Source organism: Streptomyces sp. CA-106110, from assembly GCF_050936285.1.
In the GTDB taxonomy this organism is placed as follows: Bacteria; Actinomycetota; Actinomycetes; order Streptomycetales; family Streptomycetaceae; genus Streptomyces.
In genome coordinates, this window is record NZ_JBNJNB010000001.1 from 9,742,218 (window position 1) to 9,755,446 (window position 13,229).

Genomic DNA, 13,229 nt, shown 5'->3' on the forward strand with positions numbered 1-13,229 from the left:
ATCGGCACGGACGGGCGGGAGCCCCCGGGGCTCGGCGCGCGCGTATGCCCGCCGGGGTACGGGACCTCAGCGGGCTGTCGGGCCGATGACCGGCGGGACGGCACCCGGGGGACAGGCGCGGCAGCCCCCGGGTGTGCGTCGTGTCAGGCCGTCAGGGCCTTCTCCAGGGTCCGCAGCGCCGAGCGCAGCTCCTCCTCCGTGATCGTCAGCGGCGGAGCCAGGCGGATCGTCGACCCGTGGGTGTCCTTGACCAGGATCCCCTCCCGCATCAGCCGCTCGCTGATCTCACGGCCCGTGCCGATGACAGGGTCCACGTCGACGCCCGCCCACAGCCCGCGCGACCGGAAGCCCACGACTCCCTTGCCGACGAGCGCGGCGAGCTCGTCCCGCAGCACCTCGCCCAGCTCGGCGGCCCGGCGCTGGTACTCACCCGTCTCCAGCAGGCCCACCACCGCCGAACCGACCGCGGCGGCCAGCGGGTTGCCGCCGAACGTCGAGCCGTGCTCGCCGGGCCGCAGCACGCCGAGGACGTCCCGGCGCGCCACCACCGCGGACACCGGCACGATGCCGCCGCCGAGTGCCTTGCCGAGCAGCAGGACGTCCGGCACGACCCCCTCGTGCTCCACGGCCATCGTGCGGCCGGTGCGGCCGAGGCCGGACTGGATCTCGTCGGCGACGAACAGGCACCCGGCACGGCGGGTGAGGTCGCGCACCCCGGCGAGATAGCCCTCGTCCGGGATGATCACACCCGCCTCGCCCTGGAGGGGCTCGATCAGTACAGCCGCCGTCGTCTCGTCGACCGCCGCCTCCAGTGCGGCCAGGTCGTTGTAGGGGACGACCCGGAAGCCCGGGGTGAACGGGCCGAAGCCCGACCGCGCCGTCTCGTCCGTGGAGAAGCTGACGATCGTCGTCGTACGGCCGTGGAAGTTGCCGTCCGCGACCACGATCGTCGCCCGGTCGGCGGGCACGCCCTTGACCTCGTACGCCCACTTGCGGGCCACCTTGACGGCGCTCTCCACCGCCTCCGCGCCCGTGTTCATGGGCAGCACCATGTCCAGGCCGGTCAGGGCGGCGAGAGATTCGGCGAACTCGGCCAGCTGGTCGTTGTGGAAGGCACGGGACGTGAGGGTCAGCCGGTCCAGCTGGCGGTGCGCCGCCTCGATGAGCACCGGGTTGCGGTGCCCGAAGTTGAGGGCCGAGTAGCCGGCGAGCATGTCGAGATACCGGCGGCCCTCGACGTCCTCCACCCAGGCGCCCTCGGCGCGGGCCACGACCACGGGCAGCGGGTGGTAGTTGTGCGCGAGGACCGGCTCCTCGGCGCTGATCAGCTCGGCGGACGAACGCGTGCGGGCGGGTGCGGTCATGGACGGATCTCCTGGGTGCAGCACTTGATGCCTCCGCCGGCCTTGTGGAACTCGGAGAGGTCGACGGGGACGGGGTCGTAGCCGTGGTCGGCGAGCCGGGCGGCCAGCGCCTCCGCCTTCGGCGCGATGAAGACGTGGCGACCGTCGGAGACGGAGTTGAGCCCGAAGGCCATCGCGTCGTCGCGGGTGGCGAGCACCGCGTCCGGGAACAGCCGGGCGAGCACCTCGCGGCTGCCGGGTGAGAACGCCTCCGGGTAGTACACGATGTTGTCGTCGTCGAGGACGAACAGCGCCGTGTCCAGGTGGTAGAAGTACGGGTCCACCAGGGTCAGGCTGATCACCGGGTGCCCGAAGAACTCCTGCACCTCGCGGTGCGCCTCACGGGTCGTGCGGAATCCGGTGCCTGCCAGGACGTACCGTCCCGTCCAGACCAGATCGCCCTCGCCCTCGCAGACCGACTCGGGGCGATGGACGTCGAAGCCGGCCGCCTTGAACCACGTCTCGTAGTGGACGGACTCGGGGCGCCGCTCGGGCGCGTGGAACAGGGATCCGAAGACGCGGCCGTCGACGACGACCGCTGAGTTCGCGGCGAACACCATGTCCGGGAGTCCGGCGACCGGGTCCACCGCGTCGACGCTGTGGCCATGGGCACGGTAGGTGTCCATCAGCGCCAGCCACTGCTCCTGAGCCAGATCGACGTCGACCTTGGTGTCAGGATGCATCCAGGGATTGATCGCGTACTGCACGGCGAAATGTCTGGGTTCGCAGACGAGGAAGCGCCGCCGCCGCGGCACACGGATGTCGGGCACAGAGGGGTTCCTCCGCTTCCTGGGGGTGTCGAACTGAGGGTTGGCACCAAGGTAGGAAGTGACGCAGACGGGCGACAAGAAACGAAGACTGCGCGTCCGCGCAGCAATACTGCGTCTTCGAGCTGGTCAGCGCATGTCTGTTGCGCCATCCGGGGCAGCAAGGCTGGCTCCGGCCTCCGGACTCTCCGGCAGCAGGTGGGATAGGACCATCACGCTGATCGTCTTCCGGATGAACGGCTCCGTACGGATGCGCTCCAGCACCTCCTCGAAGTGCTCGACGTCCCGCGCCCGTACATGCAGCAGCGCGTCGGCGCCACCGGTCACGGTCATCGCCGCGACGATCTCCGGGTGGTTGCGCACCACCTCCGCCAGACGCCGGGGCGGCGCCGCGCCCTCGCAGTACACCTCCACGTACGCCTCGGTGCGCCAGCCCAGCGCAGCCGGCTTCACCGTGGCCGTGAACCCGGTGATCACACCCGTCTCGCGCAGCCGGTCGACGCGGCGTTTGACCGCGGTCGACGACAGGCCGACGGCGGCGCCGATCTCGGCGAAACTGGTCCTCGCGTTCGCCACGAGTGCGGTGACGATCTTCCGGTCGAGCTCGTCGAACGGCGTCGGCCTGCTGTTCATGCGGGCACTGTATCCAGCAGGAACGTCCATGTTCCGCACATGGGCAGGCGTACGGAATCCACCTACACTCCACGTTCATGCTGCGCGCTCTCGCCGTCGACGACGAACGCCCCTCTCTGGAGGAACTCCTGTATCTGCTGCGCGCGGATCCGCGGATCGGCAGCGTGGAGGGTGCGAGCGACGCGACCGAGGCGCTGCGTCACATCAACCGCGCCCTGGAGTCGGGTCCCGGCGGCCCCGACGCGGTCGACGTCGTCTTCCTCGACATCCACATGCCCGGACTCGACGGTCTGGAGATGGCCAGACTGCTGACCGGCTTCGCCCGGCCGCCGCTCGTCGTGTTCGTCACCGCCCACGAGGGCTTCGCCGTACAGGCCTTCGACCTCAAGGCCGTCGACTACGTTCTGAAGCCGGTACGCCGGGAGCGGCTCGCCGAGGCCGTGCGCCGGGCCGCGCAGCAGCGGGAGACCGCGCCGCTGATACCCCTGCACGAGCCCGACCCCGACCACATATCCGTGGAGCTCGGCGGCGTGATGCGGTTCGTGCCCGTCGAGGACATCACCCATGTGGAGGCGCAGGGCGACTACGCCCGTCTGCACACCGTCCAGGGCAGCCATCTCGTGCGGATCCCGTTGTCCACCCTGGAGGAGCGCTGGCGCTCGCGCGGATTCGTCCGGATCCACCGCAGTCACCTCGTGGCGCTGCGCCACATCGACGAGTTCCGCCTGGACGCGGGCACGGTGAGCGTCCTCGTCGACTCCGTGGAACTCCAGGTCAGCCGACGGCACGCCCGCGAACTGCGGGAGCTGCTGATGCGCCGGACCACGGGACGGTGAGGGGAGACGTGCCCCAGGACCCCGCCGAACGCCGCGTCGTCGTCACCGGGCCGCCCCGGCGCACCCGCCCGGCCTCCGGGTACTACCGTCCGCGTACCGAGATCGACGAGCAGACCACCCTCGGTCACACCTATGTCCGCTCGCTGATGCGCAGCCAGCTCAGGGCCGCACTCGTCGTCCTCACGGTGCTCGTGCTCCTGGTGGGCCCCCTGCCCCTGGTCTTCGCCACCACGCGCAAAGCCGACCTGGAATGGGTCGTACTGGGCTTCTGCCTCTATCCGCCGCTGGTCCTGCTCGCTCGCTGGTACGTACGCCGCGCCGAGCGCAACGAGAAGGACTTCGTCCGTCTCGTAGAGGACCGCTGAGGTGCCGTCGTGAACCAGAACTACTCGATCCCGGCGGTCGCCCTCGTCGTCCTCGCCACCGTCTTCGTCGGCGCGTTCGGTCTGCGCATCTCGCGCACCACCTCCGACTTCTACGTCGCCTCCCGCACCGTGGGGCCCCGGCTCAACGCGGCCGCGATCAGCGGCGAGTACCTGTCCGCCGCCTCCTTCCTGGGCATCGCGGGGCTCGTCCTCGTCCAGGGCCCCGACATGCTGTGGTACCCGGTCGGCTACACCGCGGGCTATCTCGTCCTGCTCCTGTTCGTCGCCGCCCCGCTGCGTCGCTCGGGTGCCTACACGCTCCCCGACTTCGCCGAGGCGCGCCTGGCCTCGCAGCAGGTGCGCAGGCTCGCCGGCGCCTTCGTGGTCGGCGTCGGCTGGCTCTATCTGCTGCCCCAACTCCAGGGCGCTGGGCTCACCTTGACCGTGCTCACCGGCGCGCCCGACGCGCTGGGCTGTGTCATCGTCGCCATCGTGGTGGTCGCGACCGTCGCGGCCGGCGGCATGCGCAGCATCACCTTCGTCCAGGCCTTCCAGTACTGGCTCAAACTCACCGCACTGCTCGTCCCTGCGCTCTTCCTGGTGCTGGCCTGGCAGGGGGACGGTGCTCCGCGCGACGCCTTCGCGGAACCGCCCGCCTTCCGTGACCATCGGGTCGTACGGATCGACGACGGCCTGGAGCTGAATCTGTCCCGCCCGCTCGACGTCACCGTCACGGGCACGGTCGACGGCCGCCGGTACACCGGGGGTCCTGCGCACCTCGCCACGGGTGCCCACCGCATCGAGCGCGGCACCCTGCTGACCTTCGGCAAGGGCGACCCCGTCCCTGTCGCCGACCGTGGCTCCAACGGAGGTATGTCGACCTCGCTGGCCTCCGGTCGCGAGGAACGTCCGCTGTACGCCACATACGGGCTGATCCTCGCCACCTTCCTCGGCACCATGGGGTTGCCGCATGTCGTCGTCCGCTTCTACACCAGCCCCCACGGCGTCGCGGCCCGCCGCACCACCGTCGCCGTGCTGGCGCTGATCGGCGCCTTCTACCTGCTGCCGCCCGTCTACGGGGCGCTGGGCCGGCTCTACGCTCCCGAACTCACCCTCAGCGGGGACGCGGACGCCGCGGTGCTGCTGCTGCCCGACCGGATGATCGGGGGCATCGGCGCGGATCTGCTGGGTGCGCTGATCGCGGGCGGTGCCTTCGCCGCCTTCCTGTCCACGGCCTCCGGGCTGACCATGGCCGTGGCCGGGGTGCTCACCCAGGACGTGCTGCCGTCGCGGGGCGTACGGCACTTCCGCCTCGGCACCCTGCTGGCGATGGCGGTACCGCTCGCGGCGAGCGTCCTGGTGGGCGGGCTTCCGGTGGCCGACGCGGTGGGGCTCGCGTTCGCGGTGTCCGCGTCGTCGTTCTGCCCGTTGCTCGTGCTGGGCATCTGGTGGCGGCGGCTGACCCCGCCGGGGGCGGCGGCGGGCATGCTGATCGGGGGCGGTTCGGCGTTCGTCGCGGTGGCGGCGACGATGGCGGGCTATCCCGGCACCGGGACCGGCACCCTGTACGCCCTGCTCGCCTGGCCCGCGCTGTGGTCGGTGCCGCTCGGGTTCCTGACCATGGTGCTCGTGTCCCTGGCCACACCCGGCCGGGTGCCCAGCGGTACGGCGGCGATCCTGGCCCGGTTCCATCTGCCCGAGGAACTGCGCGCGGAGGTGCAGACGTGAGCGGTTTCCTCGCCGGGCTGTGCGTGGCCGTACTCCCTTTGCTCGCCGCCGGTTTCTGGCTGGGACGGCGCACGGCGCGCCCCGAGAACCTCGGTGGCCTCGGTACGCCCGTCGAGCACGCCACCTTCCAGACCCTGCACACCGCCTCCCTCGCGGCGCCGCCCCTGCGCGCCGGGCTCACCGAGGAGACGGCCCGCAGGTCCGCGCGCCGGCTGCGTACCCTGCTCGGCACCGACGCCCTCTGCCTGACCGACCGGGAGACCGTGCTGGCCTGGGACGGCGCGGGGGAGCACCATCGCGACGAGGTGCTGGACCGGCTCGGGGGCCCGTTGGAAAGCGGCCGCGGTGAGGCCTTCCGCCTCCGGTGCGCCGAGCCGGACTGCCCATGTCGCTGGGCCGTCGTCGCCCCGCTCACGGTGGACGACCGGGTGCACGGGGCACTTGTGGCCTGTGCGCCCCGCGAGTCCGCGGTCCTCGTCCGGGCCGCGGGCGAGGTCGCCCGCTGGGTTTCCGTGCAACTGGAGCTGGCGGACCTCGACCGGTCCCGCACCCGGCTCATCGAGGCGGAGATCAGGGCGCTGCGTGCCCAGATCTCCCCGCACTTCATCTTCAACTCGCTCGCCGTGATTGCCTCGTTCGTCCGCACCGACCCCGAGCGCGCCCGTGAACTCCTGCTGCAGTTCGCCGACTTCACCCGCTACTCGTTCAGGCGGCACGGCGACTTCACCACCCTCGCCGACGAACTCCACGCCATCGACCACTATCTGGCGCTGGTGCGGGCCCGCTTCGGCGACCGGCTCTCGGTCACCCTCCAGATCGCGCCCGAGGTGCTGCCGGTGGCGCTGCCGTTCCTGTGCCTTCAGCCGCTGGTGGAGAACGCCGTCAAGCACGGCCTGGAGGGCACCACCGACAAGCGCCACATCAGCATCAGCGCGCAGGACGCGGGCGCCGAGGCCCTGGTCGTCATCGAGGACGACGGCGTCGGCATGGAGCCGGAGCTGCTGCGCCGCATCCTCGCCGGCGAGGCCGGTCCGTCGGGCGGTATCGGCCTGTCGAACGTGGACGACCGGCTGCGCCAGGTCTACGGCGACGACCACGGGCTCGTCATCGAGACCGCGGTGGGAGCGGGCATGAAGATCACCGCCCGGTTGCCGAAGTACCAGCCGGGTGTGCACTCGGCGGGACGACTGCCCCGGCAGTGACGGTCAGCTGTCCCGGGTGGCCACCATGCCGAGGGTGATCAATCCGAGGACGACCCACCCGAACCACAGCCACCCGCTGCTGCCGAGCGCCACCGTGTAGGCCGTCACCACAACGAGCCCACCGACGGTCAGCACCCCCATCGTCTTCGTGGAACCGGGCATCGCGACACCCTCCTCATGGTTCGTCCTCTCCCATGGTGCCCCGTTCTGCGTGAGTACGGTGTGCATGACGGAAGAGTTCCGACGAACAGGCCACCCTTACCCCGGCGGGCGACGTCGCGGTCGTGGTCCTTGGGCCGCCGTCCGCTGGTGGCGGATGCCGACGTCACGGGCGCCGAACTGACGGCCGCAGTGCTCGTGGACGGCGACTTGCCGGTGGAGGGCGCACCGGTGGCGCCGGTCGCCGAGCCGGACACGGGCGGGCGAGTGCTGCCGGGCGGTGAGGAGGAGCCGCCCGCGGTGCGTCCGCCGCCCGCCGGCGACGATGCCGGCTCACCGGACGTCGGCGGCGTCGAGCGGTGAGGCAGAACTCAGCGGCCGCGTGCGTTGAGTGATGCCAGGTAGGCGTTGTACGCCTCGAGTTCCTTGTCGCCGTCCCGGTCCGCCGCGCGGTCCTTACGCCTGGCCTGCCGCTGCTCGGAGCCGTACCACTGGAAGAGCAGGGCCAGGAGCACCAGCACGGAGGGGATTTCGCTGAACGCCCAGGCGATGCCGCCGGCCGCGGTCTGGTCCGACAGGGGGTCGATGCCCAGTGAGGCGGGCGGATGCAGGTAGGTGCCGACCATGGGCGAGGACGCCATCATCAGTGCGATGCCGAAGAACGCGTGGAACGGCATGCCCGCGAACAGCTCCAGCATCCGCAGTAGGTGACCGGGGCGGTGCGGGCCGGGGTCGATGCCCATGATCGGCCAGAAGAACACCAGACCGACGGCGAGGAAGTGCACCATCATCGTGATGTGTCCGGCCTTGGACCCCATCAGGAAGTCGAAGATCGGGCTGAAGTAGAGCCCGTACAGGCTTGCGATGAACAGCGGGATCGTGAACGCCGGGTGGGTGATGATCCGCATGTAGCGGCTGTGCAGCAGCATCAGCAGCAGTTCGCGGGGCCCCTTGCGGCCGCGGCCCGCGGTCGGCAGCGCGCGCAGCGCCAGAGTGATCGGCGCGCCGAGCAGAATCAGGATCGGGGACAGCATGCTGATCACCATGTGCTGCACCATGTGCACGCTGAACATGACCATGCCGTAGTCGTTGAGCTTGGTGCACATGACCAGCATCACGGTGAGCACACCGATGACATACGCGACGGTGCGTCCCACGGGCCACTTGTCGCCGCGGCGGACGAGCCGTGCGACACCCCAGCCGTACAGCGCGAGCCCGGCCAGGCAGGCGACCAGGAAGAACGGGTCCGCCGACCACTCGAGCCCCCGCCCCAGCGTGAAGGGCGGCAGATCCATGGTCATGCCGTGCCCGCCGTGATCCATCCGCCGGCTCCTGGTTCGTGGGGGTTGCGCGCTGTCTGTCCACAGCTGTCTGTCCGCACCCAGAGTAGAACCGCCCCCGGTCGCCGCTGCGACCGGGGGCGGACTTTCAGGCACCTACGGGATCAGTACCGCATTACAGGACGCACTCCGCCTCGGCGTACCGCTCCGACGGCACCGTCTTCAGCGTCTCCACCGCCTCCGCCAGCGACACCATCACGATGTCGGTGCCGCGCAGCGCGGTCATGTTCCCGAACTCGCCGCGGTGCACCGCCTCGACGGCGTGCCAGCCGAAGCGGGTGGCGAGCACGCGGTCGTACGCCGTCGGCGTACCGCCGCGCTGGACATGGCCGAGGATCACCGGGCGCGCCTCCTTGCCGAGCCGCTGCTCCAGCTCCAGGGAGAGCTGTCGGGCGATGCCCGCGAAGCGCTCGTGGCCGTAGACGTCCTTGCCGCCCTCGTCGAAGTCCATGGTGCCCGCCTTCGGCTTGGCGCCCTCGGCGGCGACGACGATCGCGAACCGCTTGCCGGCGTCGAACCGCTCGCCCACCCGGGCCGCCAACTCCTCGATGTCGAAGGGGCGTTCCGGCACGACGATGGCGTGGGCGCCGGCGGCCATGCCGGAGTGCAGCGCGATCCAGCCGGTGTGGCGGCCCATGACCTCCACGATCAGCACCCGCTGGTGGGACTCGGCGGTGGTCTTCAGCCGGTCGAGGGCCTCGGTGGCCACGCCCACGGCCGTGTCGAACCCGAAGGTGACGTCCGTGACAGCGATGTCGTTGTCGATGGTCTTCGGCACGCCGACGATCGGCAGGCCGTTGTCGGAGAGCAGCCGGGCCGCCTTGAGCGTGCCCTCACCGCCGATCGGGATGATCGCGTCGAGACCCAGCTCCTCGACATGGCCCCTGGCCCGCTCCACACCGTCCCGCAGGTGCTCGGGACGGACCCGGGAGGAGCCGAGGATGGTGCCGCCGCGAGTCAGGATGCCGCTCACCGCGTCGAGGTCGAGCTTGAGGTAGTCGCACTCCAGGAGACCCTTCCAGCCGTCCCGGAAGCCGATGACCTCGTCGCCGTGGTCGACGACGGCGCGGTGCACGACGGACCGGATGACGGCGTTCAGGCCGGGGCAGTCGCCGCCGGACGTGAGGACACCAATGCGCATAGCCCGAAATACCTTCTCAACGTGGGCCGGGGACCGGACCACGTTGTCCGGTTCGATCCCCGCCACCCTACCGGCGACAGGGGGCGGGGAGGCACCGTGCGTCCGCCTGCTGGACGTGCCCGCTCACCTGTGCGGACAGGCCGTCAGACGGGCCCGCCGTACCGGGTCGTCCGGCGGGTCGACGCGCTCCCGGCGGGCCCTGAGGAACCGTTTCGGGGCCGTGGCACGAAGGGCCTAGGCAGGCTGCTGGGCAGCGGTGATGCGCTCGTTGCGCAGCGCCTCGTACCAGCGGTCGTCGACGGGCGGGAGCGCGTTCACGTCGAGCGCCAGCTTCAGCAGCAGATCCGCGATCTGCGGGTTGCGCGCGAGGACGGGACCGTGCATGTACGTGCCGAAGACCGTGTCGTTGTACGCGCCCTCCGTGCCGTCGCCCGTGCCGTTGCCATTGCCGAACCGCACCTGCGCGAACGGGCGGGCGGTCGGGCCCACGTGGGTGACGCCCTGATGGTTCTCGAAGCCGGTGAGCTGGGGGAGGCCGAGGCGCGGGTCGATGTCGGCGAGCACGTCGCCGACGCACCGCTCGCCCTCGCCGCGTCCCGAGACCACGTCCAGTAGGCCGAGGCCCGGCTCCCGCTGCCCGAGGTCGTTGATGAACTCATGGCCCAGGATCTGGTAACCGGCGCAGACGGAGAAGACGATCGCGCCGTTCTCCACGGCCCGGTAGAGGCCGCCGTCGCGGCGTAGCCGCTCGGCCGCGAGCCGCTGCGGACGGTCCTCGCCGCCGCCGATCAGGTAGATGTCGCCGGAGGTGGGGATCGGCTGGTCGCTGCGCACGTCGAGCCGCGCCACGTCGAGGCCGCGCTGGCGGGCCCGGCGCTCCACGACGAGCGCGTTGCCCTGGTCGCCGTAGGTGCTCAGCAGGTCCGGGTAGATCCACACCAGACGCAGGCTGTTGTCACTCATCGATGATCGTCCTTCGTGGTCAGTTGCCGACGCGGCGGCGCAGGTCCTGGAACGCGGTGTAGTTCGCGATGACCTCGATCCGGCCCGGCGGGGCCTGCTGGACCGCCTGGTCGAGGTTCTCGCAGACCTGGAAGGACTGGTTGGCGACCTCCAGGCGGACGGCCAGGTCCAGCTTCCGGTCGCCGATGACGAAGATCGGGTGGCCGGTCAGCCGCGTGTACTCGACGTCCCACAGCCAGGAGGTGTCGGTGCCGTCCGCGCCGCGCGCGTTCACCGAGAGGATCACCGGGGCCGGCGGCGGGTCGATCAGCGAGAACGTCTCCAGCCAGCCGGCCGGGTTCTTGGCTAGCAGCAGGCGCAGGTCGCGGCCCTGGAACTGGACGACGTCGTAGCGCCCGGCCACCGCCTGGACCTGGTACATGCGCTCGAGGGCGACCTGCGGGGGGACGCCGAAGACGGCGGCGACGGCGGCCGAGGTGGTGGCGTTGGCCTTGTTGGCGCGGCCCGGCAGCTGGAGGTGGATCGGCCAGGCGGAGCCGTGCGGGTCGAGCACGTGGTCGCCGGACAGGGCCCAGGACGGGGTGGGCCGGCGGAAGCCGCACGCGCCGCAGTACCAGTCGTCGCCGGGGCGCTGCATCACACCGCCGCAGTTCGGGCAGGACCAGGCGTCGTCCTTCCACATCTGGCCGGCGGCGACCCAGATCACGTTGGGCGAGGAGGAGGCGGCCCACACGACAAGCGGGTCGTCCGCGTTGGCGACGATGACAGCCTTGGAACCGGCCAGGCCCTCACGCCAGTTCTCGGCCAGCATCCGGGTCTCGGCGGCGCGGTCGAGCTGGTCGCGGGAGAGGTTGAGCAGCGCGATGCACTTCGGGTCGGTGTCACGGGCGACCCCGGCGAGGTACTTCTCGTCGACCTCGATCACGCCGAACTTGGCCTCCGAGCCGCCGGCCAGCGCCGAGGTGATACCGGCGGGCATGTTGGCGCCGAGCGCGTTGGAGACGACCGGGCCCGCGGCGCGCAGCGCCTCCGCGATCAGCCGGGTGGTCGTGGTCTTGCCGTTGGTGGCGGAGACCAGAATGACGTCCAGGTTCTGGGCGAGCCGGGCGAGGAGGTCGGGGTCGAGTCTGAGCGCGACTCGGCCACCGATCACCGATCCGCTGCCGCGCCCCGCGGCCCGCGATGCCGCAGCGACCGCCTTGCCCGCGGTCACGGCCAGCTTGGCCCGCGGCGTCAGCGGGTCCGAGTTGCCTGCCATCAGTTCTCGATCCTCCTTGCGTACGGCGCCGCGCGCTGTCCCGGGCAACGTCTGGACCTCAGCCTATCGAGATCCATTCACGCACCCGAATCGCGGCACCATCCCGGCACCTGCACGGCTCTTCGGACCGTACCCTTGCCGCCATGCGACAAGGCTCGATCCCGGGCGCGCGAGGGCGCGTGAGGCCCGTCACCCTGCTCGGTGACAGTGTGCTCCACACACCCTGCGAGCCGGTCACCGACTTCGGTCCCGAACTCGCCCGGCTGGTCGAGGACATGTTCGCCACGATGTACGCCGCCCAGGGCGTGGGCCTGGCCGCGAATCAGGTCGGGGAGTCCCTGCGGGTGTTCGTGTACGACTGCGAGGACGACGAGGACGTCCGGCATGTGGGGCATGTGGTGAACCCGCGGCTCGTCGAGGCCGACGGCCTGGTGCTGCGCGGACCCGAGGGGTGCTTGTCGCTGCCGGGGCTCGAAGCGGGGACACAGCGGTACGACCACGCGGTCGTCGAGGGGTTCACGGTGGACGGCGAGCCGGTCACCGTGCACGGCACCGGGTGGTTCGCCCGGTGCCTGCAGCACGAGTGCGACCACCTCGACGGAGGCCTGTACGTGGACCGGCTCACCGGCTGGCGGCACCGCAAGGTGATGCGGCAGGCCGCCCGGGCGCCCTGGAGCCGCTAGGGCCGTGGCCGGTCGCCCCATGCGGCGGAGGCGCACACGGCACGGCTCCGCGCCTCTTTCGGGGCGGTTCAGAACCCGGGGCCTCCGATGCGGTCCCCGGCAGCGGCCAGCCGGCCCCACAGCAGATCCGCCAGACTCCGTACCAACTCGGCGCGGGAACAAGGACGTTCTCCCAGCCACCAGTCTCCGGCCGCGTGCATCATGCCGACGATGCCGTGTCCCCAGATCCGGGCGAGCTGGTGGCTGCCCGGCCCGAGGTCCAGCCGCTCCTCGATGAAGACGGCCAGCTCCTCACCCATCCGGCGCAGCACCGGAATGGAGTGCCGTCCCGTGTCGAAGCCCTGGTCGCTGGCCTGGTCGCTCTGCGAGGCACCCTCCGCCGGATGCATCAGGAAGCGGTAGACCTGGGGTCGTGCCTCGATGGCCGCGAGATAGGTGTCCAGCGTGGACTCGACCCGCTCCCGTCGGTCGGAGGGCGCGTCCAGCGCCGCGCGCAGGGATGCGAGCAGCGCGTCCGTGTGCCGTTTGGCCAGTGCGGCGTAGAGGCCGCCCTTGTCGCCGAAGTGGCGGTAGAGGATCGGCTTGGTGATGCCGGCTTCCGCGGCGATGGCGTTCATCGAGGCCCCAGGGCCGTCGCGCAGCACCACCCGGTCGGCGGCCTCCAGCAGCTCGCGCCGTCGGCGGTCGGCGGACCGCTGCTGCTCGGCCCGCTGCGTGGTGTCCATGATCTCTCCCCACCCGTGCTGTATCG

General features: G+C 71.1%; 15 protein-coding genes. 6 read left to right on the top strand and 9 right to left on the bottom strand.

Features of this window, described 5'->3' with window-relative positions:
- Positions 1 to 143: 143 nt before the first annotated feature.
- The 3 genes from rocD to ACQEXA_RS44955 all read right to left on the bottom strand — a co-directional run bounded on the left by rocD (position 144) and on the right by ACQEXA_RS44955 (position 2,803).
- On the bottom strand, positions 144 to 1,364 hold the full coding sequence (gene rocD / locus ACQEXA_RS44945) for an ornithine--oxo-acid transaminase (protein WP_432925229.1): 1,221 nt from the start codon (positions 1,362 to 1,364) through the stop codon (positions 144 to 146).
- Entirely contained in the window at positions 1,361 to 2,173 is an 813-nt protein-coding gene (gene ddaH, locus ACQEXA_RS44950) for a dimethylargininase (RefSeq protein WP_432925227.1), read from the bottom strand. Before ddaH ends, rocD begins: the two co-directional genes overlap by 4 nt.
- 126 nt (positions 2,174 to 2,299) lie before the next feature.
- Positions 2,300 to 2,803, bottom strand: a complete 504-nt coding sequence (locus ACQEXA_RS44955) for an Lrp/AsnC family transcriptional regulator (RefSeq protein WP_432925225.1) — start codon at positions 2,801 to 2,803, stop codon at positions 2,300 to 2,302.
- 77 nt (positions 2,804 to 2,880) lie between these two features.
- Here ACQEXA_RS44955 and ACQEXA_RS44960 point away from each other — a divergent pair, with 77 nt between their 5' ends.
- Genes ACQEXA_RS44960 through ACQEXA_RS44975 form a run of 4 tightly spaced genes read left to right on the top strand, consistent with a single transcriptional unit; the run spans position 2,881 to position 6,934 of the window.
- Positions 2,881 to 3,639 carry a LytR/AlgR family response regulator transcription factor gene (locus ACQEXA_RS44960; protein WP_432925223.1) on the top strand — a complete coding sequence of 253 codons (759 nt, stop codon included), beginning with the start codon at positions 2,881 to 2,883 and terminating at the stop codon, positions 3,637 to 3,639.
- A gap of 8 nt (positions 3,640 to 3,647) precedes the next feature.
- Positions 3,648 to 4,004 carry a hypothetical protein gene (locus ACQEXA_RS44965; RefSeq protein ID WP_432925221.1) on the top strand — a complete coding sequence of 119 codons (357 nt, stop codon included), beginning with the start codon at positions 3,648 to 3,650 and terminating at the stop codon, positions 4,002 to 4,004.
- 9 nt (positions 4,005 to 4,013) lie between these two features.
- Entirely contained in the window at positions 4,014 to 5,732 is a 1,719-nt protein-coding gene (locus ACQEXA_RS44970) for a cation acetate symporter (protein ID WP_432925219.1), read from the top strand.
- Positions 5,729 to 6,934: a sensor histidine kinase gene (locus tag ACQEXA_RS44975; RefSeq protein ID WP_432925217.1), complete on the top strand. Its 1,206-nt coding sequence runs from the start codon at positions 5,729 to 5,731 to the stop codon at positions 6,932 to 6,934. The genes ACQEXA_RS44970 and ACQEXA_RS44975 overlap by 4 nt, the downstream gene beginning before the upstream one ends.
- Before the next feature lie 3 nt (positions 6,935 to 6,937).
- Here the strand turns inward: ACQEXA_RS44975 and ACQEXA_RS44980 are convergent, their stop codons facing one another.
- Positions 6,938 to 7,096 (bottom strand): hypothetical protein, encoded by a 159-nt coding sequence (locus ACQEXA_RS44980; protein ID WP_359391325.1) that lies wholly within the window; start codon positions 7,094 to 7,096, stop codon positions 6,938 to 6,940.
- Positions 7,097 to 7,243: 147 nt separating this feature from the next.
- Between ACQEXA_RS44980 and ACQEXA_RS44985 the strand changes: the two genes are divergently transcribed.
- On the top strand, positions 7,244 to 7,456 hold the full coding sequence (locus ACQEXA_RS44985) for a hypothetical protein (protein WP_432925215.1): 213 nt from the start codon (positions 7,244 to 7,246) through the stop codon (positions 7,454 to 7,456).
- Between the two features lie 8 nt (positions 7,457 to 7,464).
- On the opposite strand, the gene ACQEXA_RS44990 is transcribed toward ACQEXA_RS44985, so the two are convergent.
- The 4 genes from ACQEXA_RS44990 to ACQEXA_RS45005 form a co-directional block, all read right to left on the bottom strand.
- Positions 7,465 to 8,415 (bottom strand): cytochrome c oxidase assembly protein, encoded by a 951-nt coding sequence (locus tag ACQEXA_RS44990; protein WP_359391329.1) that lies wholly within the window; start codon positions 8,413 to 8,415, stop codon positions 7,465 to 7,467.
- A 133-nt stretch (positions 8,416 to 8,548) separates the two neighbouring features.
- Positions 8,549 to 9,574 (bottom strand): 6-phosphofructokinase, encoded by a 1,026-nt coding sequence (locus ACQEXA_RS44995; protein WP_432925213.1) that lies wholly within the window; start codon positions 9,572 to 9,574, stop codon positions 8,549 to 8,551.
- A gap of 234 nt (positions 9,575 to 9,808) precedes the next feature.
- Complete coding sequence (locus ACQEXA_RS45000; RefSeq protein WP_359391333.1) at positions 9,809 to 10,537, bottom strand: type 1 glutamine amidotransferase; 729 nt, start codon at positions 10,535 to 10,537, stop codon at positions 9,809 to 9,811.
- Between the two features lie 19 nt (positions 10,538 to 10,556).
- Positions 10,557 to 11,795 carry a MurT ligase domain-containing protein gene (locus tag ACQEXA_RS45005; RefSeq protein ID WP_432925211.1) on the bottom strand — a complete coding sequence of 413 codons (1,239 nt, stop codon included), beginning with the start codon at positions 11,793 to 11,795 and terminating at the stop codon, positions 10,557 to 10,559.
- A 143-nt stretch (positions 11,796 to 11,938) separates the two neighbouring features.
- Here ACQEXA_RS45005 and def point away from each other — a divergent pair, with 143 nt between their 5' ends.
- Positions 11,939 to 12,478: a peptide deformylase gene (gene def, locus ACQEXA_RS45010; protein ID WP_432925209.1), complete on the top strand. Its 540-nt coding sequence runs from the start codon at positions 11,939 to 11,941 to the stop codon at positions 12,476 to 12,478.
- A 68-nt stretch (positions 12,479 to 12,546) separates the two neighbouring features.
- Here def and ACQEXA_RS45015 read toward each other — a convergent pair whose 3' ends face one another.
- Complete coding sequence (locus ACQEXA_RS45015) at positions 12,547 to 13,203, bottom strand: TetR family transcriptional regulator (RefSeq protein ID WP_432925207.1); 657 nt, start codon at positions 13,201 to 13,203, stop codon at positions 12,547 to 12,549.
- Positions 13,204 to 13,229 lie beyond the last annotated feature (26 nt).